The organism is Micromonospora sp. NPDC050187 (genome assembly GCF_044459745.1).
Classification (GTDB): domain Bacteria; phylum Actinomycetota; class Actinomycetes; order Mycobacteriales; family Micromonosporaceae; genus Micromonospora.
Genome location: NZ_JBITJH010000013.1, coordinates 145,532 through 168,036 on the forward strand (window position 1 = coordinate 145,532; position 22,505 = coordinate 168,036).

The following is a 22,505-nucleotide window of genomic DNA, read 5'->3' on the forward strand; positions in this document are numbered from 1 at the left end:
AAGGCGTTTCCGGTCGATAAAAACGACGCATCGAAGGTGTTGACGGAATGCGCGAAAAAAGTACACTCGCCGTGTAAATAGTGGCCCCGCCGATCCGAGGGATGGGTGATGGAGCAAGGGCTCGCACTGCACCAGGTCAGGGTGCGTTTCGGCGGCCTCACCGCCCTCGACGACGTCTCGCTACGGGTGCCCACCGCCGGCGTGCTGGGCGTGATCGGCCCCAACGGCGCCGGCAAGACCACCCTGTTCAACGTGATCTGCGGTTTCGTGGCACCGGAGTCAGGCTCGCTGACCCTCGACGGCCAACCGTTGCGTCCGCGCCCGCACCGGCTGACCCGGCTCGGCATCGCCCGCACCCTCCAGGGCACCGGGCTCTTCGCCGGGCTCACCGTGCTGGAGAACGTCATGACCGGCGCCACGCACACGGCCCGCGCCGGCTTCCTGCCGGCCCTGTTCGGCCTGCCGCGCAGCGACCGTGACGAGCGTCGGCTGCGTCGGCACGCCCTCGACGTCCTCGACGAGCTGGGCATCGCCGGGCACGCCGGGGCCGCACCGGCGACCCTGCCCTTCGCCGTACGCCAGCGGGTCGCGCTGGCCCGCGCGCTCGCCGCCCGCCCCCGACTGCTCCTGCTCGACGAGCCCGCCGGGGGCCTGGGCGGCGAGGACATCGACGACCTGGCGGAGCTGATCCGGCGGCTGCCCCGCCGCGACCCGGACCCCTGCGCGGTGCTGCTGGTCGAGCACCACATGGACCTGGTGATGGCGGTCTGCGACGAGGTGACCGTGCTCGACTTCGGCAAGGTCATCGCCACCGGCACCCCCGAGCAGATCCGCGACGACCCGGCGGTCACCGAGGCCTACCTCGGCGCGGCCGTCGACGGAGCCGCCACGTGAGCACCGACGCGCTGCTCGCGGTCCGTGGTCTGGTCGCCGGCTACGGAGCCGCGCCGGTGCTGCACGCGGTCGACCTCACCGTGGCGCCCGGCACCATCGCCGCCGTCGTCGGTGCCAACGGCGCCGGCAAGACCACCCTGCTACGCACCCTCTCCGGCATGCTCCGCCCCACCGACGGCGAGGTCACCCTGGCCGGCGAGGACCTGCGGGGCGTCCCGGTGGAGCAACTGGTCCGGCGCGGCATGGCGCACGTGCCGGAGGGGCGGGGTGTGGTCGGCGAGCTGACCGTGGACGAGAACCTGCGCCTCGGCGGGCTGTGGCGCCGGGACCGCGCCGACGCCGCCCGCGCTCTCGACGAGGTCTACCAGCTCTTCGCGCCCCTGGCACGGCGACGGCGGCACCTCGGCCACCAGCTCTCCGGCGGCGAACGGCAGATGCTCGCCCTCGGCCGGGCACTCGTCGGCCGACCCCGGCTGCTCCTGCTGGACGAGCCGTCCCTCGGCCTGGCACCCCGGGTGGTCGCCCAGATCATGGCGCTGCTGCGTCGGCTCCGCGACGACACCGGGCTGACCGTGCTGCTGGTCGAGCAGAACGTGCGCAGCGCGCTTTCCATCGCCGACCAGGGGGTGGTGATGGCACTCGGCCGGGTCGTCACCACCGCGCCGGCCGCCCGACTGCGGGACGACGCCGAACTGCGCCACGCCTACCTCGGATTCTGACCCACCTGCGTCCCCCGGAGGGAGGACCGTTGGACCGCTTCCTCTTCCTCACCCTCGACGGCCTGTCGAGGGGCGCGGTCTACGCCGCGTTCGCGCTGGCCCTGGTGCTCATCTGGCGGGCCGCCCGGATCGTCAACTTCGCCCAGGGGGCGATGGCCGTGGCCGCCGCCTACGTGGCCTACAGCGTCTCGGCGGCCACCGGGTCCTACTGGCTGGGCTTCCTGGCCGCGCTGGTCGCCGGGCTGCTCCTCGGCGCGCTCGTCGACGTGGCCGTCATGCGCTTCGTCGACCACCGGTCCCCGCTCAACCCGGTGATCGTCGCGCTCGGACTGGTGCTGCTGATCCAGGCCGTCCTCGGCATGGTCTACGGCAACGAGTTCCGTCCGGTCGGGACACCGTTCGACCGGGGCGCGCTGACCGTCGGCGGTCTCGCCGTGCTCTCGCCGTACGACCTGTTCGTCTTCGCGGCGGTCGCGGTGGTCGTGGTCGCGCTCGCCTGGACCTTCACCCGCACCGCGGTCGGCCTCCGCATGCGGGCGGCGGCCTTCGCCCCCGAGGTCTCCCGCCTGCTCGGGGTGAACGTCGGCGGCATGCTCACCCTCGGCTGGACGCTCGCCTCCGGCGCCGGCGCCCTGGCCGCCATGCTGGTCATCCCCACCGAGCTGGGCCTGCACCCGCACGCGATGGACCTGGTCTTCGTCTCGGCGTTCACCGCCGCCGTGGTCGGCGGGCTGGACAGTCCACCCGGTGCGGTCGTCGGCGGTCTCGTCGTCGGCCTGCTGCTGTCCTACGTCAGCGGCTACGCCGGCGGCGACCTCACCTCCCTCGCGGTGCTCGTGCTGCTGCTCGCGGTACTGCTGGTCCGTCCCGGCGGCATCTTCGCCCCGGTCACCGCGAGGCGGGTGTGAGCGCCACCCGGGCGGCGGCCCCACCGACGCGCCCGCCGGCCGGTCCCGACGCCCGCCCGTCCGGTGCGCCCCGTGGCTCGACCCTGCTGCGTCACCTGGCCTGGGCCGTCGTCGCCGCACTGGCCCTGCTGGTCGTCAGTCACCAGCTGGAACCGTTCCGCAACTTTCAGCTCGCCACGGTGGCCGCCTACCTCTGCGCGACCGCCGGGCTGACCGTGCTCACCGGACTCAACGGGCAGCTCTCGCTCGGGCACGGGGCGCTGATGGCCACCGGCGCCTACACCGTCGCCCTCTGCCAGACCGCCTTCCTCGATCGGGGGATCACCGGCGGCTGGGTGCTCCCGGTCTCGCTGGGGGTGGCCATCCTGACCACGGTCGCGGTCGGCGCCGTCGTCGGCGTGGCCGCGGCCCGGTTGCGGGGTCCGTACCTGGCCGGGGTCACCCTGGCCGTCGCGGTCGTGGTGCCGGCGCTGACCGTCACCTTCGACGGCGTGTTCAACGGCGAGCAGGGGCTGTCGGTCCCGGTCGACCCGCCCCCGGCGGCGCTCGGCCTCGATTTCCCCTACGAGCGGTGGCAGCTCTGGGTCGCCGGGTCGGCCAGTCTGCTCGCCCTGCTGCTGCTCGGCAACCTCGTCCGCAGCCGGTTCGGCCGGACGTTCCGGGCGGTCCGCGACGACGAGGTGGCGGCCCGGCTCGCCGGCATCCACGTCGCGCGTACCCAGGTCCTCGCCTTCGTGGTCAGCGCGGCCTGCGCCGGGCTCGGCGGCGCCCTGCTCGCGGTGCTGGCCCAGAGCGCCTCACCCGGGGCCTTCTCCCTGACGCTCTCGCTCTTCCTGCTGATGGCCGTGGTCGTCGGTGGTCTGGGCAGTCTCGCCGGCGCGTTCTGGGGTGCGGTCCTGCTGGTCGCCCTGCCGGACCTGACGCACACCCTGACCGAGCAGCTCGACCTCTCCCCGGCCCTGGCCCAGCGGCTGGAGGGCAACCTCCCGTTGGCGATCTTCGGGATCACGTTGATCGTCGTCATGATCGCCGCGCCCGGCGGAGTGCAGGGTCTCCTCTCCCGCCTGGTCCGGCCGCTGCGCGCCCGGTGGCCGTCGCGGCGGCCGTGAACCGTCGTCCCGGCGCCTCGCCGCTCGTCGGCAGCCGACGCCTCACCCCACCCGATCCCCCGAACCGGACCAAGGAAAGGTCGGTGTCCTGATGCGACGCCTCACCCGATGCGGTCTCGCGATCGCCACCTCCATGAGCCTGCTCGTGGCCGCCACCGGCTGCGGCGACGGCGGCTCCGACTCCGGCCGTGCGTCGGTGCCCGGAGTCACCGACACCGAGATCGTGGTCGGCACCCACATGCCGCTGACCGGTCCCGCCGCAGCCGGGTACTCCAAGATCGCTCCGGCCACCAAGGCGTACTTCGACTACGTCAACGCCAACGGCGGCGTGCACGGCCGGAAGATTACCTACAAGGTGATGGACGACGGCTACAACCCGGCGAACACCCAGCAGGTGGTCCGGCAGCTGGTCCTCCAGGACAAGGTCTTCGCCATCCTCAACGGGCTCGGCACGCCCACCCACACCGGCGTGCTCGACTTCCTCAAGAGCAACCGGGTGCCGGACCTCTTCGTCGCCTCCGGCAGCCGCAGCTGGGACCAGCCCGACAAGTATCCGGGCACCTTCGGGTTCAACACCGACTACACGGTGGAGGGCAAGATCCTGGCCCACCACGTGAAGACCGAACTGCCCGGCCGTAAGGTCTGCTTCCTCGGCCAGGACGACGACTTCGGCCGGGACAGCCTGGTCGGCGTGGAGAAGGTGCTCGGCGCGGAGGCGGTCGTCTCCCGGCAGACCTACGTCACCAGCAACCCGAACGTCGCACCGCAGATCGGCGCCTTCAAGGCCGCCGGCTGCCAGGTCGTCATCCTCGCCACCGTGCCCGGCTTCACGGCGCTGGCCGTCGGCACCGCCAAGCGGCTGAACTACACCCCGCAGTGGCTGGTGTCCAACGTCGGGGGCGACCACCCGACCCTGGCCCAGCAGCTCGGTGCCGCCGCGCCGCTGCTGGAGGGGATGATCGGGGCCAACTACCTGCCGATGCAGCACGACGCCGCGAACCCGTGGATCCAACTCTTCACCAAGGTCAACAAGGAGCACAACGGGGACGCGCCGTTCGACGGCAACACCGTCTACGGCATGGCGGTCGGCTACCTCTTCGTGCAGGTGCTCGTCGCCGCCGGCAAGGACCTCACCCGCGACTCGCTGCTCGCCGCCGTCGGCAGGGGCGGGTTCCAGGGCCCCGGGCTGGCGCCGTTGCGCTTCTCCGACAGCGACCACTCCGGCTACGGCGGGCAGCGGCTGACCCGGGTGAGCGAGGGGGTGCAGAGCTACTTCGGCCCGACGTACGAGACCGACGAGGGCGACGGGCCGGTCAAGGAGTACACCGCGCCGCCGGTCACGCCCCCGGCCAACGGTGTGCCGACCTCCTGACGGGCGTTGACGTGCGACCCGCCCCGCTCATAATATTCGCACTATGAATGCAAATTCAGGCTCGCTCGCGGGGCGGGTCGCCGTCGTCACCGGGGCCAGCCGGGGCATCGGGCTGGCCGTCGCCCGGCGGCTGGTCGCCGACGGGGCCCGGGTGGGCGTCACCGCCCGGCACCCGGAGGCACTGGCCGAGGCGGTCGCCACCCTGGGCGGGCCGGCGCACGCCGTGGGCGTGCCCGGCCGCGCCGACGACGCCGCCCACCGCGCCGAGGCCGTCCACCGGGTCACCGAGGCGTTCGGACCAGTCGACATCCTGGTCAACAACGTCGGCGTCAACCCCGTCCACGGGCCCCTGGCCACGCTCGACCTGGCCGCCGCGCGCAAGATCCTCGACGTCAACCTGCTCGGCACCCTCGGCTGGGTGCAGGAGGTCTGCGCCGCCGGGATGACCGCGCGCGGCGGCTGCGTCGTCAACGTCTCCTCGATCGCCGGGCGTACCGCGTCGTCCGGCATCGCCTTCTACGGCGTCAGCAAGGCCGCCGTCGACCACCTCACCGCCTGCCTGGCCGTCGAGTTGGCCCCGGCGGTACGCGTCAACGCGGTCGCTCCCGCCGTGGTGCGGACCCGGTTCGCGGCGGCCCTCTACGCGGACCGGGAGGACGAGGTCGCCGGGGCGTACCCGCTGGGACGGCTCGGGGAGCCCGGCGACGTCGCGGCGGCCGTCGCCTTCCTCGCCTCCGACGAGGCGGCCTGGATCACCGGGCAGACGCTCGTCCTCGACGGTGGCGTCACCCTCACCGGCCGGGCGACCGGGTGACCGGTCTGGCGCTCGCCGGGGCGACCGTGGTGGTGACCGGAGCGGGGTCCGGCATCGGCGCGGCGATGGCCGCCCGGTTCGCCGCCGCCGGTGCCCGGGTGGTGGTCAACGACGTCGACGCCCCGGCGGCGCGGGCGGTGGCGGCCCGGATCGGCGGGCACGCCAGCCCCGCCGACGCGGCCGACCCCACCGGGGTGGCCGCCCTGGTGGACTCCGCCCGGGACAGGTTCGGCCCGATCGACCTGTTCTGCGCCAACGCCGGGGTGGCCTCCGGCGGCGGTCCGGACGCCCCCGACGAGACGTGGGCTCGCGCCTGGCGGGTGAACGTGATGTCCCACGTCTACGCCGCACGCGCGCTGCTGCCGCACTGGCTCGCCGCCGGGCGCGGCCGGCTGCTGGTCACCGCCTCCGCCGCCGGTCTGCTCACCCTGCTCGGCAACGCGCCCTACTCGGTGACCAAGCACGCGGCCGTGGGCTTCGCCGAGTGGCTGCGGGCCAGCTACGCCCACCGTGGCGTCACCGTCCAGGCCCTCTGCCCCCAGGGGGTCCGCACCCCGATGCTGGCCGACGCCGACGGGCTGAGCGCCGCCCTGCTCGACGACACGGCGGTCACGCCCGAGCAGGTGGCCGACTGCGTCGTCGAGGCGCTGGCCGACGACCGCTTCCTGGTGCTGCCGCACCCGCAGGTCGCCGCCTGGTACGCCCGTCGGGCCGGCGACCCGGACCGCTGGCTGCGGGCGATGAACCGGACCCAGCGCGACGCGGAGCGGGAACGGCATGGGTGAGCTGCCCGGACTGGACCTGCCCCGGCTCGCCGACCACCTGGACCGGGCCTGCCCGGCCCGCTCGCCGGAATACGGAGGCTCTGATGGACTTCGGCTACGACGAGACGACCGAACGGCTGCGGGAACGCCTGACCGACTTCATGACCGAGTGGGTGTACCCGGCCGAACCGGTCTTCGAGGGACAGGCCCGTGACCGTGCCGACCCGTGGACCGTCCCGCCGGTCGTCGCCGAGCTCCAGGCCGAGGCCCGCCGACGGGGCCTGTGGAACCTCTTTCTCCCCGGCGAGCACGGCGCGGGCCTGACCAACCTGCGGTACGCCCCGCTCGCCGAGATCACCGGCTGGTCTCCGAGCCTCGCCCCGGTGGCGCTCAACTGCGCGGCCCCGGACACCGGCAACATGGAGCTGCTGGCCCTGTTCGGCACGGCGGAGCAGCGCGAGCGCTGGCTCACCCCGCTGCTGGAGGCCCGGATCCGGTCGGCGTTCGCGATGACCGAGCCGGCGGTCGCCTCGTCCGACGCCACCAACATCGTCACCCGGATCGACCGCGTCGGCGACGAGTACGTGGTCAACGGCCGCAAGTGGTTCGTCACCGGCGCGATGGACCCGCGCTGTGCACTGTTCGTGGTGATGGGCCGGACGGACCCGACCGCTCCCCGGCACCGGCAGCACAGCCAGATCCTCGTCCCCCGGGACACCCCGGGTGTCAGCGTCCGGCGCGGCATGCGCACCTTCGGATACGACGACAGCGACCACGGCGGACACGCCGAGATCGACTTCGTCGACGTCCGGGTGCCGGCCGGCAACCTGGTCGGTGAGGAGGGCTCCGGGTTCGCCATCTCGCAGGCCCGGCTCGGCCCCGGTCGGATCCACCACTGCATGCGTCTGGTCGGCATGGCCGAGCGGGCCCTCGAACTGATGTGCCGGCGGGTCGCCGACCGGCACGCCTTCGGCGGGCCGTTGGCCGCGCAGGGTGTCGTCCGGGACTGGATCGCCGAGTCCCGGGTCCGTCTCGAACAGGCCCGGCTGCTCGTGCTCAAGACCGCCTGGCTGATGGACACGGTCGGCAACCGGCAGGCGCACACCGAGATCCAGGCAATCAAGATCGTGGTGCCGGAGACCGTCGAGTGGATCATCGACCGGGCCATCCAGGCCCACGGCGCGGCCGGGGTCAGCCAGGACACCCCGCTCGCGCGCCTCTGGACCCGGGCTCGCGCCCTGCGCCTGGCCGACGGGCCGGACGAGGTGCACCGGCAGTCGCTGGCCCGCCGGGAACTGCGCCGCCACCAGCCCCGAAACCCCGAGGAGGCGCACGTCTAGACTCGCGGACGACCGGCGGCGAGGGAGGAGAGGGCGGGATGGGCAGGGCCGAGGCACCGGGCCGGGTCGACGGGCGTACCGCCCGGGCCGAACGCACCCGGGCGGCCATCGTCGAGGCGCACCTGGCGCTCATCTCCGAGGGCGACCTGCGGCCGACCGGGGAGCGCATCGCCGAGCGGGCCGGCATCTCCCTGCGGACCCTCTGGACCAACTTCAAGGACATGGAGACCCTCTTCGAAGCCAGCGGCGAGGAGGTGCTCCGGCAGCAGGACACCGCCTACCGGCCGATTCCGCCCACGCTGCCGCTGGCCAAACGGGTCGACGCGTACTGTCGGCAGCGGGCCCGGCTGCTCCAGCTCATCGCGCCCTCCGCCCGGGCCGCGCAGATGCGCGAGCCGGTCTCCGAGCAGCTGCACCGCAACCGGCTCAAGCACATCGACCGGGTCCGCGACGAGGTCGAGCAGCTCTTCGCCGCGGAGTTGACGCAGGCCGGTCCGGGCCGGGACCAGTTGGTGCACGCCCTGGTGGCGGCGAGCATGTGGCCGGCCTGGTCGATGCTGCGCGACGGTCTCGGGCTGGGCGTGGACCAGGCCCGCGCGGTCATGGCCCGTACGGTGGCCGCCCTGCTGGCCGATCCCGCCGCCCGCTGACCGCCGCCTCTTTCCATCCCGTTACCGATAGGTAACACTAAATGCATGGTTACTGCATCTTCAGTGCAAATAACCGTGCTGCGGGGTCGCGACGAGGAATGCCGGGCGATCCGCGACCTGCTCGACGGCGCCGGTGGGGGAGCGCTGCTGCTCCAGGGCGAGCCGGGGTCGGGCCGGACCGCCCTGCTCGGCTACGCCCACCGGCACGCCGGTGACCGCACGATCCTCGCCGGGACCGGGCTCACCGACGAGGCGGCGCTGCCCTACGCCGGGCTGCAACGCCTCCTCGACCCGGTGCGCGACCGGGACGGAAGGCTCCCCGCCGCACAGCGACGCGTGCTGCGACGCTCCCTGGCCGGTGCGGGCTGCCCCGCCGGCCAGCGGCTGACCCTGTCGATGGCCGTGCTCGGGCTGCTCGCCGTCGCCGGCCGGGAACGTCCACTGCTGTGCACCATGGACGACGTCGACCTTGGGGACCGACCGACCGCCGAGGTCCTGGCGTTCGTGGCCCGTCGCCTGCGCCACCTGCCGGTCGTCGTCGTCCTCACCGGAGCCGTCGACACCGCGCCCGGCGGGATCCCCACCCGCCGGCTCCGTCCCCTCGACGAGCACGACAGCCGCGCCGTCCTCGCCGACCGGCTGCCGGTGCCCGCGTCCGACCCGGTCGCCACCACCCTCGGTACGGTCGCCGCCGGCAACCCGCAGGCCCTCGTGGACCTGGCCGAAGCCCTGAGCCCCGCCCAGTGCCGGGGAGAGGAACCCCTGCCCGACACACCGCCGCCGGACGGCGCCCTCGGCCGTGGCTACCGGGCCCGGCTGGGCCGGCTGCCCGACGACACCCGACGCCTGCTGCTGCTCGCCGCCCTCGGCGACCGGGTGGACGCGGCCACGCTGGTCCGGGCCGCGCGCGCCACCGGGACGGTGATCGAGGCGCTCACCCCTGCCGAGGTCACCGGTCTGGTCCGCGTGGAGCCGCACGGCGTGACGTTCCCGCAACCACTGGCCCGGGCGATGGTCGTCGCCACGGCGCCCCTCGCCGCGCGGCGCGCCGGGCACCTGCTGCTCGCCGCCCTGCTCGACGACAGCGGTCACCGGCTCCGCCGGGCCCTGCACCTCGCCGCCGCCGCCGAGGGCCCGGATCCCGCCCTGGCGACCGAGTTGGAGGAGGCGGCCCGGGGCGAGGGCAGCCCGGACGCCCGGTCGACGGCACTGCACCGCGCCGCCGACCTCAGCGGCGACCGGGTCCGTGCCGCCGCCCGGCTGGTGAGCGCGGCCCACCACGCCTGGGCGGCGGGCCGCCCCCATCAGGCCCGGCTGCTGACGCAGCTCCTGCCCACCGACACGACGGACCCCGCCGTGACCAGCCGGGCGGACCTGCTGCGCGGCGAGATGGAACTGCGGTGCGGCCGGACCCCGGTCGCGTTGACGGCCCTGCTCGCCGCCGCCGAAACGGCCGCCGGCACCGCCCCGGACCTGGCCTTCCAGGCGCTGCTACGGGCCGGCGAAGCGGTCTGCTTCGCCGGTGACCAGTACCGGTACGCCGACGTGGAGCGGCGCGCCCGGGCGCTGTGTCACGCCGGGGCACCAGCCGGGACGGAGCTGGTGACGGCCCACCTCGCCGGGGTGGCGGCGACCCTGCGCGGCGACCACGAGGCAGCCGGGCCCACCCTGCGCCGGGCCGTCGTCCTCGCCGATCGGCTGACCGGGCCGGACCGCACGCCGGCCGCCCTGACCGGCGCGGCGGTGGCGGCCCTGCTGGTGGCCGAGGACGGTCCGGCGCACCGGCTCGCCGACCGGGCGGTGGGACTGGCCCGCGCGCGCGGGGAGGTGTGCGCCCTGCCCCGTGCGTTGGAGCTGCGGGCGATCGCCGAGTACTGGCTTGGCCGGCACGAGGCGGCGGCGGAGACCTCCCGGGAAGGGCTGCGGATCGCCCGGAGCAGCGGACAGGCCACCTGGGCCGGGGTCCACCGGGGCATGCTGGCGGTGCTGGCCGCCGTCCGCGCCGACCGGGAGGCCACCCTGCGGTTGATCCGGGAGACCGGGGAGGAACCGGCCCCGGACAGTCGCCCCGACGCGCTGACGCGCTGGGCCCTGGCGGTGCTCGACCTGCTCGACGGACGGCCCGAGGAGGCCGCCGCGCGGCTGGCGGCCCTGGCCCGCCCCGGCACCGGACGGGGCCAGGTCACCGTCCAGGTGATGGCCACGCCGTACCTGGTCGAGGCCGCCGCCGCGTCGGCTCACCGACCGGCGGCCGTCGCCGCGCTCGCCGTCTTCGACCGCTGGGCGCACAGCACGGCCAGCCCTTCGCGCCGGGCCCTCTCCGCGCGGTGCCACGCGCTGCTCGCCCCCCGGGGCAGCACGGCGGCGGAGGAGGGCTTCCGCGCCGCGTTGCGGTGGCATCCGCCCGGGGCCGGCGCGTTCGAGCGGGCCCGCACCCAGTTCCTCTTCGGCCGGGAGCTGCGCCGCAGCCGCCGCCCCCGCGACGCGCGCCGCCACCTGCACGACGCCCGCGAGACGTTCACCCGGCTGGGCGTGACCGCCTGGGCCGAGCAGGCCGCCGCCGAGTTGCGGGCCGCCGGGGAGTCGGTCGGCGGGCCGGACCCGGCCGCGGCCCGCCTGCTGACCGGCCAGCAGCTACGGGTCGCGCAACTGGTCGCGGGGGGCGCCACCAACCGGGAGGTCGCCGACCTGATGTTCCTCTCCACCCGCACCGTCGACCACCACCTGCGTAACATCTTCCACCGGCTCGGCATCCGCTCCCGCACCCAGCTGGCCCGGGTGCTCTGACGAGGCACCGGAAGTGCCCGCCCGGGACGGTGTGCGGGTCAAGAAGTCACCGACCGGCAGGATCGGTGAGGCAGGCGAGCAGGTCGCGGTAGGTGCCGTCCACATCGCCGGCCACGCTGTGCACGATCTTCGTCCCGGGGCGGGCGGCGACGACCCCTGGCAGCCGGTCGTACATCGCCGCCAGCTCGGCGGTGCCCCCGTGCCGGTCCAGCATCCGCTCGGCGTCGAGGTGCGCCGGGTCGCCGGTGGTCCGGCCGCGTTCGGCGAACCGCCGCAGCGCCTCGTCCCGGGGCGCCAGCAGGACGACCTCGTGGAAGCCGGCGTCGACCTCGTGGGCGACCCGTTCGGCCTGCTCGATGAACTCGGTCCGGCCGAGGAACTGCGGGACGATCACGTCGTGCCCGGCCGACAGGTGGACCCGGGCCCCGGCGAGCGCGACGGCGCGGGCGAGCAGCCCGGCGGGCGTGGCGTGCTCCCGCCACCCGCCGACGAGGTCCCGGATCCGGTCGATGTCGAGGTCGAGCGTGAGCGGATGGTCGTCGGCGTACCGGCGCGCCAGCGTCGACTTGCCGCATCCCGGCGGCCCGTTGAGCACGATCAGCCGGGGCACCGCGTCACCCTGGCGGGCTCTCCGACCGGTCAGGGCAGCACCACGGTGCGGGCGCCCTCGCCCCGGGCCATCCGGGCGAACGCCTCCGGCGCGCCGTCCAGGTCTGTCCGGTCGGTGATCAGCGGGCCGAGGTCCAGGGTGCCGTCGAGCACGGCCCGGGCCAGGTCGGGCACGTCCCGGTCCGGGTCCGACGACCCGTAGACCGAGGAGCGCAGTGTCCGGGCCGAGTGGAAGATGTCCAACGCGCTCAGGCCGACCACGTCGTCCTTCGCGCCCATGCCCACCACGGTCACCTGGCCGCCCCGGCGGGTGGCCCGCCACGCCGTGCGGATGGTGGCGCTGCGCCCGACGCACTCGAAGGCGTGGTCGACGCCCCGCCCGCCGGTGCGCGCCCGGATCTCCCGGTTGACGGTGTCGTCGGCGAGCAGGAAGTCGGTGGCGCCCACGGCGACGGCCCGCTCCGCCTTGGCCGGGGACACGTCAACGGCGAGCACCGGGCCGGCGCCGGCCGCCCGCGCGGCGGAGACCACCGAGAGCCCCACCCCGCCGAGGCCGATGACGGCGACCGCCTCGCCGGCGACGACTCCGGCGGTACGCCGGACCGCGCCGACGCCGGTGAGCACGGCGCAACCCAGCAGCGCGGCCGACTCCGGCGGCAGGTCCGCCGGGACCGGGATCACCGCCCGCTGGGGCACCACCACCTGCTCGGCGAGGGCACCCAGGCCGAGGGTGACATGCAGCGGCTCGCCGGCCGGGGTGCGTCCCCGGGCGGTGGCGGGGGCTCCGGCCCGTTCGCACAGCCACGGCTCGTCGTGCCCGCAGTACCAGCAGTCGCGGCACGGCGGTGCCCAGTTGAGCACGACGTGGTCACCGGGTGCGACCCGGTCGACGCCGTCGCCGGCCTCGGCCACCACCCCCGCCGCCTCGTGCCCGAGCACCAGCGGGTACGGCGGGACCAGGGTGCCGTCGACCATCGACAGGTCGGAATGGCACACCCCGGCGGCGCGGATCTCCACGCGTACCTCGCCGGGGCCGCAGGGCGGCAGGTCGATTTCCTCCACCCGGGGCGGTTCCCCGACGGCCCGGGCGACCAGCGCCCTCACCGCTGGATCGCCTTCGTCTCGTAGAACTCCTCCAGCCCGTGGCGGCCGAGTTCCCGGCCGAGGCCGGACTGCTTGTAGCCGCCGAACGGGGCGAGCGGGTTGAACGGGGCACCGTTGACGTCGACCGCTCCGGTGCGCAGTCGCCGGGCGACCCGCAGCGCCCGTTCCTCGTCGCCGGACCAGACCGCGCCGGCCAGCCCGTACCGGGAGTTGTTGGCGACCGCGACGGCGTGGTCGTCGTCGTCGACCGGGATCACCGCGAGCACCGGCCCGAAGACCTCCTCCTGGGCCAGCGCGCTGTCCGGGTCGACGTCGGCGATCACCGTCGGGGCGACGAACCAGCCCCGATCCGGCACCGGGGCGTCCGGTCCACCGGCGACCAGCCGGCCCCCGTCGGCGAGTCCCTTCTCGACGTGCTCGCGTACCCGCTGCCGCTGGGTCGCCGAGACCAGCGGGCCGAGCCGGGTGGCCGGGTCGAACGGGTCGCCCAGCCGGTAGCTCCCGGCGGCCTTCGCGGCGAGGTCGACCGCCTCGTCGTAGCGGGACCGGTGCACGAGCATCCGGGTCCAGGCGGTGCAGGTCTGCCCGGAGTTGAGGAAGGCGTTGGCGACGCCCACCTTGACGGCGGTGGGCAGGTCGGCGTCGTCGAGGATCACGTTGGCGGACTTTCCGCCGAGCTCCAACGCGACCTTGGCGATCCGGTCGGCGGCCAGGTGGGAGATGCGCCGGCCGGTGACGGTGGAGCCGGTGAAGGAGACCATGTCGACGCCCCCGTGGGCGGCGATGGCCTCGCCGACCACCGGGCCGGTGCCGGTGACCAGGTTGACCACCCCGGGCGGGAAACCGGCCGCGTCGATCGCGTCGAAGAGCACGTACGCCGTCAGTGGGGTCAGCTCGCTCGGCTTGAGGACCACCGTGCAGCCGGCGGCGAGGGCCGGGGCGAGCTTGGCCACGACCTGGTGCAGCGGGTAGTTCCAAGGGGTGATCGCGCCGACCACGCCGACCGGCTCCCGCACGACCAGCGAGTTGCCGACGGTCTGCTCGGCCGGCGGGTGCGCGGCCAGGTCGACGTAGCCGCGCAGCACGGTGAGGGGGAGCCCGGCCTGCACCCGGGTGGCGACCTTCAGCGGAGTGCCCAGCTCCAGGGCGACGGTCCGGGCGATGTCGTCGACGCGTGCGGTCAGGGCCGCGTGCAGCCGGTCCAGGCAGGCCGCCCGGTCGGCCGGCGCGGCGGTGGCCCAGCCGTCGAACGCGGCCCGCGCGGCGCGGACGGCCCGGTCGACGTCGGCCGTCGTGCCGGCCGGTACGGTCGCGACGACCTCCTCGGTCGCCGGGTTCCGCACCGGGATCGTCTCGCCGGAGGAGGCGGTGACCCACTGGCCGTGGAGGTAGAAGTCGGTCCGGGCGAGATCCATGGAGCCCCTCACGTACGTCACCAAACTAGCAGTGCAAGTTTGGACTCTAGTGCGTGTCGGCGGTCGACGGGAGGGGCGGCAGCGGACCGATCGTCTGCTCGTAGGTGCGGGCCAGGCCGTCGACGAGCGCGTCGAGGCCCAGGGCGAAGGCGCCCTCGTCGACCCGTTGCTGGTGTTCGGCGAGCCGGTGGGCCTGGGTGAGGTGCGGATACTGCTCGGCGTACAGTCCCGGGTCCTCGACGAAGCCCCGGGCGAACGAGCCCAGCGCCGACCCGGCGACGAAGTACCGCATGAGCGCCCCGATGTGGGTGGCCCGCGCCGGCGGCCAGCCGGCGTCGACGAGTCCGCCGTAGACGGCGTCGGCCATGGCGAGGGCGGCCGGACGGCGTCCGGGGCCCTGCGCGAGATACGGCACGATGTGCGGATGGGTGGCCAGCGCCGCCCGGTACGAGTGACCCCAGCGACGCAGCGCCTCGCGCCAGTCGAGGGTGCCGAAGAACGACACGTCCACCTGCGCGGTGATGCTGTCCGCGACCGCGTCGAGGATCTCGTCCTTGGTGGCGAAGTGGTTGTACAGCGACGGGCCCCGGACGCCGAGTTCGGCGGCGAGCCGGCGGGTGGAGAAACCCGCCAGGCCGTCCGAGTCGATCAGCGCGGCGGCGGCCTCGACGATCCGCTGCCGGCTGAGCAGCGGCTGCCGTGGCCGGGGCATCCGTTGCCTCCTCCGCTCGGTGACGTGTACTCCGGTGATCCGTGCAGAACTCTGCCACAACCGGGCCTGGACCAATTTAACTTGCAGCGCTAGTTTGATTGTCCATGGACCTTCACCTCTCCGCCAGCGACGACGCCTCGTACGTCAGCGGCCAGACCCTGTACGTCAACGGCGGGGCACGCTGATCCGCCGCACGCTCACCGAGGACCCGGAGGCAACATGGACTTCGCGCTTTCCGACGAGGAGCGGGCCATCCGTGACACGGCCCGCGACTTCATCACCCGGGAGGTCGTGCCGCTGGAACAGGAGGTGTTGCGCCGGGAACGGGCGCACCGCCCCGGACTGGACCGCGCCGAGTTGCGCGAGTTGCAGCTCAAGGCCCGCGCGTTCGGGTTCTGGGGACTTGCCACCCCGGAGGAGTACGGCGGCATGGACTTGCCCGCCGTCACCCAGTCGCTGATCTGGACCGAGATCGGTCGCACCTTCGTGCCGTTCCGCTTCGGCGGCGAGGCCGACAACATCCTCTTCGAGGCCACCGCGGAACAGAAGGCGGAGTTCCTGGTCCCCACCATCGAGGGGGAGCGGATCTCCTGCTTCGCGATCACCGAACCCGGTGCCGGCTCGGACGCGGCCAACATCCGGTTCCGGGCCCGCCGCGACGGCGACGACTGGATCCTCGACGGCGAGAAGACGTTCATCACCAACGGCAATGACGCCGACTTCGCCATCGTCGTCGCGGTCACCGACCCGGAGAAGGGCGCCCGCCACGGTGGCGCGACCGCCTTCCTGGTGGACCGGGCGATGGGCTGGCGCTCGGAGTTCATCCCGACGATGGGGGAGGGCGGCCCGGCGTCCCTGGTCTTCGACGGCGTACGGGTGCCGCACCGCAACGTCCTCGGCGAGGTCGGCCAGGGCTTCGAGCTGGGCATGCGGTGGATCGGCAAGGGGCGCTACACCATCCCCTCACACGCCATCGGCATCGCCGAACGGGTGCTCCAGATGGCGATCGACCACGCCAACACCCGGGAGACCTTCGGCGCGAAGATCGGCACCAACCAAGCCATCCAGTGGATGATCGCCGACTCGGAGACCGAGCTGGAGGCGGCCCGTTGGCTGGTGCTGCGCTCCGCCTGGACGGTCGACCAGGGCATGGACCCCCGGCACGCCTCCTCGATGGGCAAGCTCTACGGCGCCGGGATGGTCAACCGGGTGGTGGACCGGGCACTCCAGATCCACGGTGGCATGGGCTACACCCGCGAGCTGCCGATCGAACGCTGGTACCGGCAGGTACGGCTCTACCGGATCTTCGAGGGGACCGACGAGATGCAACGACTGATCATCTCCCGTGACCTGCTGCGCGGCTACACGAAGATCGGCGGACACCTGGCATGAGGATCTTCACCGACCTCGACGACCTGGCCGCCGCCGTGGGGGAGACCCTCGGACCGGGCCCCTGGACACCGGTCGACCAGCGCCGCGTCGACCTCTTCGCCGACGCCACCGACGACCACCAGTGGATCCACGTGGACGCCGGGCGGGCGGCGTCCGGCCCGTTCGGCGGCACCATCGCCCACGGCTACCTCACCCTCGCCCTGCTGCCGGCGCTCGTCGGTCGGCTCTACCGGGTGGACGGGCTGCGGATGGGCGTCAACTACGGACTCAACCGGGTGCGCTTCCCGGCGCCGCTGCGGGTCGGCGGCGCGGTGCGGGCCAGCGCCACGATCGCCGAGGTGGCCCCGGTCGAGGGCGGGGTGCAGCTGGTCGCCTCGGTCACCGTGCACGGCGATGCCGGCGGCAAGCCGGTCTGTGTCGCCGAGACGATCAGCCGCCTCTACCCCGGGGAAGCGCGGTGACCGTCCGCTCGCCGGGGGCGCCCTGATCCGGTCGTCACACCACGTGCGCTCCACACCCGACCATCGCGGTCGGAGGAAAGCTACCGAGAGGCTGGAGCTCGGGACAGTTATTTACATTGATCGATGTCGTGCCTACGATTCCGGTACTGCGTACGCATCGACAGTGTTCTATCCCCAGCCTCAAGGATGAACCGTGCGATCAATCAGGTACGTCGCCACGCTCCTGGCCGCCCTCGCCACCGCCCTGGCCGCCACCCTCGTCGTCGCCACCCCCGCCCAGGCCGCCCCGCTCTTCAAGGCCCCGTACCCCTGCGGGCAGCGGTGGACCTTCAGCCACCACAGCGCCGAGGTGCGCCTGGCCCTCGACTTCGTCCGTGCCGACGGCGGCGGCACCGCCGGCACCCCGGTCCTCGCCTCCGCCGCCGGCACCGCCACCCGTCACACCCAGGCCAGCGGCGCCGGCAACTACATCGTCATCGACCACGGTGGCGGCTGGAAGACGTACTACTTCCACCTCGCCGCGTTCTCCGTCGCCAGCGGCGCGTGGGTGAACCAGGGTCAGCAGATCGGCACCACCGGCAGCACCGGCAACTCCTCCGGCGCACACATCCACTACGAGCAGCTCTTCAACGGTGTCGGCCAGAACATCGTGATCAACGGCGCCTCCCTCGCGCCGTACCCCGGCAGCTACCACCAGCGCTACCTGACCAGCGACAACGGCTGCGGCGGTGGCGGCACCGCGTTCTGGACCTGGGGCTCCGGCATCCGGATCCGCAGCGACGTGCGACTCTCGGCACCGGTGGTCACCAGCCTGCCCGGTCCCACCCTGGTGTACGTGCTCTGCCAGAAGCAGGGTGACACCGTCACCGCCGACGGCTACACCAACAACTGGTGGTCCCGGCTGCGGGACCAGAACGGCTACATGACCAACATCTACATCGACCACCCGGCCGCGCAGCTACCGGGCGTGCCCATCTGCTAGTCGGTGCGGGGCCGGGACCCGTCGTGTCCCGGCTGCCCCGCACCGGACCCGAGCCGGCACCACGGTCCGCGTCGGAACCCACCCGACGCGGACCACGTGCCGTCCCGCCACGATCCGGTAGCGGACCGGGGCGGAACGCAGCCCCGTCGGTGGTTCGGTCTCCGGGACGCATGCCCTCTCGTGGACGCCGGCTACGGCGCCGGGGACGGTCGACGGCCGGCGAGACTGGCGGCGAGCAGGACCAGTGCGAGGAGCTGGGTCACCCCGAGGACGGCGATCAGCGCGGGCATCGATCGGGCGTACAGGACGCCGACCAGGCCGCCACCGGCCAGCGCCGCGCCGCCCTGGACGGCAGCGAAGACACCGTAGGCGGTGGCGCGGCGGGCGGCGGGGACGAGGTCGGCCACGAGAGCCTTGACGGTGGAGTCCTGCACCCCGACGGCAGCGCCCCACAGCAGGGCCCCTGCCACCACGGCGACGAGGCTGCCGGACAGTGCCAGCGCCGGCACGGCGGCCCCGAGCAGGGGCAGGGCGAACAACACCCGCGCGTGCCACCGGTCGTACAGATGACCACTGACCAGCGCGGCCAGGGCGGCGGCGGCCATCGCGGCGGCGTACAGCAGGGGAATGCCCGCGACGGCGATCAGGCCGGTCCGGCTGGCGTGGAACGAGATGATCCCGAAGGTGACCAGCCCGGCGGTGGCGGCTCCGGCCGCCGCGGCGAACAGGAGGAAGCGACGGGGCAGGTCCGCCCCGACCCAGCGGCCCAGCGCGCTCGGCGCAGAACTGCCGGCGCCGGGCCGGGAGGTGGCGGACTCCGCCGGGGCGGTGTCGAAGACGGACGGGTCGGGCACCCGTCGGCGGATCCGGATCAGCAGGCCGATGGCGAGCGCCCCGGGGACGGCGAGCACGGCCAGGGCCGGCCAGATCACGCCGGTGGCCGCCAGGACCGCCGCGACCAGCAGGGGTCCGGCGAACGCACCGACCTGGTCCAGCGCCTTGTGGACCGCGAAACCACGACCACGACCGACCGCCCCGGCGGCCTGCGCCAGCAACGCCGACTTGGCCGGACTGCGCACGGCCTTGCCGGCGCGCTCGGTCAGGATCAGCACCGCCGCGACCGTCAGGCCGGCCCCGCCGAGGAAGGGCGTCACGGCCAGCAGGGGAACGCAGACGGCGGTCAACGCGTACCCGACCAGGGTCAGGGACCAGTACCGGCCGGTACGGTCGGCCAGCGGCCCGGAGGCCAGCCGCAGCAGCAGCGACATGGCCTCGCCGGCCCCGGACACCAGGCCGACGACCAGCGCCGACGCGCCCAGGGCGCCCAGCAGCGGGCCGGTGATCGACCGTGCGCCCTCGTAGACCATGTCGGCGGCGAGACTGACCATCCCGAACCCGACCACGACCCGCCACGCGGACCACCCCGCCGCCGACGAGGGCGACCGTGACGTGGCGGCGGCAGGGCCGGTCGACACCTGCGGCATGCTGGCTCCCTCTGGTGCGACCGGCGTGTGCCGGATCGGTCGGACCCGCGACGTGGGGGTGATCCCTTCCCACGCTCGGCACGACCGTACCGTCGGCGCGGATCAGCCCGCGCCGGGGCCGGACGCGGGCGGACGGAGGTGCTCGGGAATCAGCTCCAGAAGCTGGTCGCGGCGCAGCGGCAGGTCGAGCAGACTCAGCTTGAGCTGGCTGCGCTTGACGTGCCGACTGGCCGAGAACCGCACGACATGACCGGCGTCCTCGCGTAGCCGGACGGCGAGCGACCGGCCGGGGCCCAGTTCCGCCGACGGGGTGCCGTCGACGTCGACGTCGACCGGCGCGCTGTCCGGGGCGACCCGCAACGACACCCGGTCACCGGCACCCAGCACGACGGACCGGCCGATGCCCGCCATCGGCGCCACCGGCGTGACCACCATCGTGCGCGCGGACGGCGAGACGACCGGCCCTCCGGCGGCGTAGTTGTACGCGGTGGAGCCACTGGGCGTGGCGACGACCAGCGCGTCGCACCGGTAGTAGCCGTACTGCTGGTCGTTGACGCTGAGGTCGATCGAGACGGTGCCGGTCCGGCTGTGCCGGGCCAGCACGAGGTCGTTGAAGCCGGTGCCGGTCCGTAACGGCGTGCCACCGGTGTGGTCGGCGACCAGACAGCTGTGCGACTCGATGGTGAAGTCGCCACCGACCAGGCGGGCCAGCGCCTCCTCCAGGGCGTCGGGGGTGATCTCGACGAGGAAGCCGAGGTTGCCGTGGTTGACGCCGAGCACCGGCACCGGGTGCCCGACGACCAGCCGCATCGCGCCGAGCATGGTGCCGTCGCCGCCGAGGGCGACGACCCCGTCGACCTGGGCGACGAACCGGTGGTCCGGGACCGTCTCGACCTCCTGGACGATCCGGCCGCGGTCCTGGTCGCGCGCGACGACCCGGACCGAGTGGGTACGGGCCCAGCCGAGGATCGTGGAGACGGAGTCGCCGACCGTCCGGCTGGGGTGGACCACCAGCCCCAACGTGGGGATCCTGGTGACGCCGGCGGTGTGACGGCTCATGTGCCGAGCGTAGCCGGGGCCCCCGCCGTACCCCGGCCATTGCCCGTTCCCGCCCCCGCCGAGCTGGCGCCGGTCGCGCGGTGGGCGATCCGGCCCTGGTTCGGCGGGGGCGGGAGTCAGGCGCGGGGACAGGGCGCGGTCGCTGACGAAGGACTGGAGACCGAACTGGCGGGCCCGGCGCTCGGCGAAGGTCCGGCGGTGGGAGCCGTACGGCGCTCGGTCAGCGGGCGGCCGTCCGGCCGGGCTCCGCCGGCCGGGCCTGGGCCGTCCCGGTCGGGTGTCCGCGCTCGACACGCCGACCGTGCCCGACCAGCGCGACCGCGCCGAGGGCGGCGGCCAGGACGCCGGCGGCCAACGCGGCCCGCATGCCGGTGACGGAGTAGCCGTCGGCGGCCCAGGCGGCGGTGGCGACGGCCGGGCCGAGGGCGAAACCCAGGTTCCGGGCGAGCTGGACGGTCCCGCCGGTCGTCGCGGTCAGGCCGTGCGGTGCGGCGGTCATCACCATGGCCTGGACCGGCCCGCCGTACAGGCCCATCCCGACGCCGGCCAGGGCGAGCCGCCACGCCACGTCGAGCGGCTCCCACCCCGACGGCAGCGGTTGGACCAGCAGCAGGCCCACGGTCACCACGACCGCGCCGAGCGCACCGGTCCGCCCCGCACCCCACCGGTCGGCCAGCACCCCGCCGACCGGTCCGGCCAGGCCCATGCCGGCGGCGAAGGCGAGCATGGTCAGACCGGTGATCTCCGTGCTGACACCGACGACGTCGACCAGGTGGAACGGCAGGAGGAACTGCATCACCGCGAAGCCGAGGGCGAGCAGCAGGACGGCGGCGTGACCGGCGCGCACGCCGGGCACGCGCAGCAGGGTCAACACCGGGCGGCTGGCCGGCATCCGCCACCAGACTCCGAGGACCACCGCGGCGGGGAGCGCCAGCAGGAGCCACTCCGGGCCGGCCTCCGCCGTCCTGGTCAGCGCCACCAGGAGGACCCCGAGCCCCAGCGCCGTCAGCGCCGCCTCGGCGAGCCACCGGCGGTCGGGGGCTCGGAGCGGACCGTCGTCGGGCATGGCGAAGAGCCCGACCAGGACGATGCCGACGGCGACCGGGACCACCGCGAAGAAGACCGGCCGCCAGCCGACCGCCCCGAGCAGCAGCCCGCCGAGGGGCGGGCCCGCGACCGCACCCAGCGGCCCGAGCGTGGCCAGCACGCTCATCGCCCGGCCGCGTGCCTCGGGCCGGACTGCGACCGTGGCCAGCACCGGCATCAGGGCGAACATCACCGCCGCGCAGGTGCCCTGGGCCACCCGGGCCGCCACGAGGAACCCGACGCCCGGCGCGAGCCCGGCCGCCGTGCTGGCGACGGCGAACCCACCCACGGAGGCGACGAGGGCGGCGCGCTTGCCCACCCGGTCCAGCCAGCGTCCGGCGGGCAGCACCAGGGCCACCACCGGCAGCAGGTACGCCAGGACCGTCCACTGGGTGGTCGCCGGGTCGCCGCCGAGGTCGTCCCGGATAGTGGGAAGCGCCACGTTGACGATGCTGGTCTCGAGCATCGCGACGAACACCACCGCTCCGGCGGCGTAGACGAGCAACCACCTGTCGCGCCTCGGGGCGGTAGCCCCGGAATGGTTGACCGACCGGCCCGAAGCATCTTCCGCGTCGAATTCCATACGCTACTGGTCGCTCCGCGTCAGCCTCCGGTTCCCGTAAACAATGTTACAGATGTCAATTCCTGCGCGGTGTGCGGCGGGCGGCTCCCGGCCGGTCGCACGGTCGGTCCCACCGTTGTTGGCCTTCCAGTGGTGCTTGCCGCCGGCCGTCGACGCTCGGTCGCCGGGGCGGCCTGAATGGTTCCCGGACATTTTTCCGGAACACGAAATTGCCGCAGTACGGACCGATCGTCGTCGCACGTCCCGTCCCGCTGCACGTGT

Annotated in this window: 19 protein-coding genes and 1 pseudogene; 13 read left to right on the forward strand and 7 right to left on the reverse strand. The window is 74.1% G+C overall.

What is annotated here, in order from left to right:
- Nucleotides 1-108 precede the first annotated feature (108 nt).
- From ACIBJE_RS20655 to ACIBJE_RS20700, 10 genes are all read left to right on the forward strand, one after another.
- Nucleotides 109-894, forward strand: a complete 786-nt coding sequence (locus ACIBJE_RS20655; RefSeq protein WP_396750629.1) for an ABC transporter ATP-binding protein — start codon at nucleotides 109-111, stop codon at nucleotides 892-894.
- Entirely contained in the window at nucleotides 891-1,613 is a 723-nt protein-coding gene (locus ACIBJE_RS20660; RefSeq protein ID WP_396750631.1) for an ABC transporter ATP-binding protein, read from the forward strand. The genes ACIBJE_RS20655 and ACIBJE_RS20660 overlap by 4 nt, the downstream gene beginning before the upstream one ends.
- 29 nt (nucleotides 1,614-1,642) lie before the next feature.
- A complete protein-coding gene (locus ACIBJE_RS20665; RefSeq protein ID WP_396750633.1) occupies nucleotides 1,643-2,521 on the forward strand; it encodes a branched-chain amino acid ABC transporter permease in 879 nt (292 codons plus the stop codon).
- Nucleotides 2,518-3,630 carry a branched-chain amino acid ABC transporter permease gene (locus ACIBJE_RS20670; protein ID WP_396750635.1) on the forward strand — a complete coding sequence of 371 codons (1,113 nt, stop codon included), beginning with the start codon at nucleotides 2,518-2,520 and terminating at the stop codon, nucleotides 3,628-3,630. Before ACIBJE_RS20665 ends, ACIBJE_RS20670 begins: the two co-directional genes overlap by 4 nt.
- Nucleotides 3,631-3,721: 91 nt before the next feature.
- Nucleotides 3,722-5,002 carry an ABC transporter substrate-binding protein gene (locus tag ACIBJE_RS20675; RefSeq protein WP_396750637.1) on the forward strand — a complete coding sequence of 427 codons (1,281 nt, stop codon included), beginning with the start codon at nucleotides 3,722-3,724 and terminating at the stop codon, nucleotides 5,000-5,002.
- Between the two features lie 43 nt (nucleotides 5,003-5,045).
- The gene (locus ACIBJE_RS20680) at nucleotides 5,046-5,816 is read left to right on the forward strand and encodes an SDR family oxidoreductase (RefSeq protein WP_396750639.1); all 771 of its coding nucleotides are present in this window, start codon (nucleotides 5,046-5,048) and stop codon (nucleotides 5,814-5,816) included.
- A 5-nt stretch (nucleotides 5,817-5,821) separates the two neighbouring features.
- Nucleotides 5,822-6,601, forward strand: a complete 780-nt coding sequence (locus ACIBJE_RS20685; RefSeq protein WP_396750730.1) for an SDR family NAD(P)-dependent oxidoreductase — start codon at nucleotides 5,822-5,824, stop codon at nucleotides 6,599-6,601.
- Between the two features lie 83 nt (nucleotides 6,602-6,684).
- Nucleotides 6,685-7,920 carry an acyl-CoA dehydrogenase family protein gene (locus ACIBJE_RS20690; RefSeq protein WP_396750641.1) on the forward strand — a complete coding sequence of 412 codons (1,236 nt, stop codon included), beginning with the start codon at nucleotides 6,685-6,687 and terminating at the stop codon, nucleotides 7,918-7,920.
- Nucleotides 7,921-7,958: 38 nt separating this feature from the next.
- On the forward strand, nucleotides 7,959-8,570 hold the full coding sequence (locus ACIBJE_RS20695) for a TetR/AcrR family transcriptional regulator (RefSeq protein WP_396750643.1): 612 nt from the start codon (nucleotides 7,959-7,961) through the stop codon (nucleotides 8,568-8,570).
- Between the two features lie 75 nt (nucleotides 8,571-8,645).
- A complete protein-coding gene (locus ACIBJE_RS20700) occupies nucleotides 8,646-11,357 on the forward strand; it encodes an AAA family ATPase (protein ID WP_396750645.1) in 2,712 nt (903 codons plus the stop codon).
- A gap of 46 nt (nucleotides 11,358-11,403) precedes the next feature.
- On the opposite strand, the gene ACIBJE_RS20705 is transcribed toward ACIBJE_RS20700, so the two are convergent.
- Genes ACIBJE_RS20705 through ACIBJE_RS20720 form a run of 4 tightly spaced genes read right to left on the reverse strand, consistent with a single transcriptional unit; the run spans nucleotide 11,404 to nucleotide 15,197 of the window.
- A complete protein-coding gene (locus ACIBJE_RS20705) occupies nucleotides 11,404-11,967 on the reverse strand; it encodes an AAA family ATPase (RefSeq protein WP_396750647.1) in 564 nt (187 codons plus the stop codon).
- Between the two features lie 29 nt (nucleotides 11,968-11,996).
- Nucleotides 11,997-13,070 carry a Zn-dependent alcohol dehydrogenase gene (locus tag ACIBJE_RS20710; RefSeq protein WP_396750649.1) on the reverse strand — a complete coding sequence of 358 codons (1,074 nt, stop codon included), beginning with the start codon at nucleotides 13,068-13,070 and terminating at the stop codon, nucleotides 11,997-11,999.
- The gene (locus ACIBJE_RS20715) at nucleotides 13,067-14,485 is read right to left on the reverse strand and encodes an aldehyde dehydrogenase family protein (RefSeq protein WP_396750732.1); all 1,419 of its coding nucleotides are present in this window, start codon (nucleotides 14,483-14,485) and stop codon (nucleotides 13,067-13,069) included. Before ACIBJE_RS20715 ends, ACIBJE_RS20710 begins: the two co-directional genes overlap by 4 nt.
- Before the next feature lie 46 nt (nucleotides 14,486-14,531).
- Nucleotides 14,532-15,197 (reverse strand): TetR/AcrR family transcriptional regulator, encoded by a 666-nt coding sequence (locus ACIBJE_RS20720; RefSeq protein ID WP_396750651.1) that lies wholly within the window; start codon nucleotides 15,195-15,197, stop codon nucleotides 14,532-14,534.
- A gap of 219 nt (nucleotides 15,198-15,416) precedes the next feature.
- Here ACIBJE_RS20720 and ACIBJE_RS20725 point away from each other — a divergent pair, with 219 nt between their 5' ends.
- The 3 genes and pseudogenes from ACIBJE_RS20725 to ACIBJE_RS20735 all read left to right on the forward strand — a co-directional run.
- Nucleotides 15,417-16,589, forward strand: coding sequence for an acyl-CoA dehydrogenase family protein (locus tag ACIBJE_RS20725; protein WP_396750653.1), 1,173 nt, complete (start codon nucleotides 15,417-15,419; stop codon nucleotides 16,587-16,589).
- Nucleotides 16,586-17,050 carry a MaoC family dehydratase gene (locus ACIBJE_RS20730; RefSeq protein WP_396750655.1) on the forward strand — a complete coding sequence of 155 codons (465 nt, stop codon included), beginning with the start codon at nucleotides 16,586-16,588 and terminating at the stop codon, nucleotides 17,048-17,050. The genes ACIBJE_RS20725 and ACIBJE_RS20730 overlap by 4 nt, the downstream gene beginning before the upstream one ends.
- Before the next feature lie 244 nt (nucleotides 17,051-17,294).
- A pseudogene (locus ACIBJE_RS20735) lies at nucleotides 17,295-17,813 on the forward strand (M23 family metallopeptidase); the annotation flags it as partial.
- 410 nt (nucleotides 17,814-18,223) lie between these two features.
- Here the strand turns inward: ACIBJE_RS20735 and ACIBJE_RS20740 are convergent.
- The 3 genes from ACIBJE_RS20740 to ACIBJE_RS20750 all read right to left on the reverse strand — a co-directional run bounded on the left by ACIBJE_RS20740 (nucleotide 18,224) and on the right by ACIBJE_RS20750 (nucleotide 22,166).
- Nucleotides 18,224-19,516: an MFS transporter gene (locus ACIBJE_RS20740; protein WP_396750657.1), complete on the reverse strand. Its 1,293-nt coding sequence runs from the start codon at nucleotides 19,514-19,516 to the stop codon at nucleotides 18,224-18,226.
- A 102-nt stretch (nucleotides 19,517-19,618) separates the two neighbouring features.
- Nucleotides 19,619-20,575: an NAD(+)/NADH kinase gene (locus tag ACIBJE_RS20745; RefSeq protein ID WP_396750659.1), complete on the reverse strand. Its 957-nt coding sequence runs from the start codon at nucleotides 20,573-20,575 to the stop codon at nucleotides 19,619-19,621.
- Between the two features lie 220 nt (nucleotides 20,576-20,795).
- The gene (locus ACIBJE_RS20750) at nucleotides 20,796-22,166 is read right to left on the reverse strand and encodes an MFS transporter (RefSeq protein ID WP_396750661.1); all 1,371 of its coding nucleotides are present in this window, start codon (nucleotides 22,164-22,166) and stop codon (nucleotides 20,796-20,798) included.
- Nucleotides 22,167-22,505: the final 339 nt, after the last annotated feature.

Bases quoted from the DNA above. Each gene is read 5' to 3' on its own strand.
- ACIBJE_RS20655 (WP_396750629.1), top strand. From the start codon at position 109: ATGGAGCAAGGGCTCGCACTGCACCAGGTCAGGGTGCGTTTCGGCGGC.
- ACIBJE_RS20675 (WP_396750637.1), top strand. From the start codon at position 3,722: ATGCGACGCCTCACCCGATGCGGTCTCGCGATCGCCACCTCCATGAGC.
- ACIBJE_RS20680 (WP_396750639.1), top strand. From the start codon at position 5,046: ATGAATGCAAATTCAGGCTCGCTCGCGGGGCGGGTCGCCGTCGTCACC.
- ACIBJE_RS20690 (WP_396750641.1), top strand. From the start codon at position 6,685: ATGGACTTCGGCTACGACGAGACGACCGAACGGCTGCGGGAACGCCTG.
- ACIBJE_RS20695 (WP_396750643.1), top strand. From the start codon at position 7,959: ATGGGCAGGGCCGAGGCACCGGGCCGGGTCGACGGGCGTACCGCCCGG.
- ACIBJE_RS20715 (WP_396750732.1), bottom strand. From the start codon at position 14,485: ATGGATCTCGCCCGGACCGACTTCTACCTCCACGGCCAGTGGGTCACC.
- ACIBJE_RS20720 (WP_396750651.1), bottom strand. From the start codon at position 15,197: ATGCCCCGGCCACGGCAGCCGCTGCTCAGCCGGCAGCGGATCGTCGAG.
- ACIBJE_RS20725 (WP_396750653.1), top strand. From the start codon at position 15,417: ATGGACTTCGCGCTTTCCGACGAGGAGCGGGCCATCCGTGACACGGCC.
- ACIBJE_RS20730 (WP_396750655.1), top strand. From the start codon at position 16,586: ATGAGGATCTTCACCGACCTCGACGACCTGGCCGCCGCCGTGGGGGAG.
- ACIBJE_RS20740 (WP_396750657.1), bottom strand. From the start codon at position 19,516: ATGCCGCAGGTGTCGACCGGCCCTGCCGCCGCCACGTCACGGTCGCCC.
- ACIBJE_RS20745 (WP_396750659.1), bottom strand. From the start codon at position 20,575: ATGAGCCGTCACACCGCCGGCGTCACCAGGATCCCCACGTTGGGGCTG.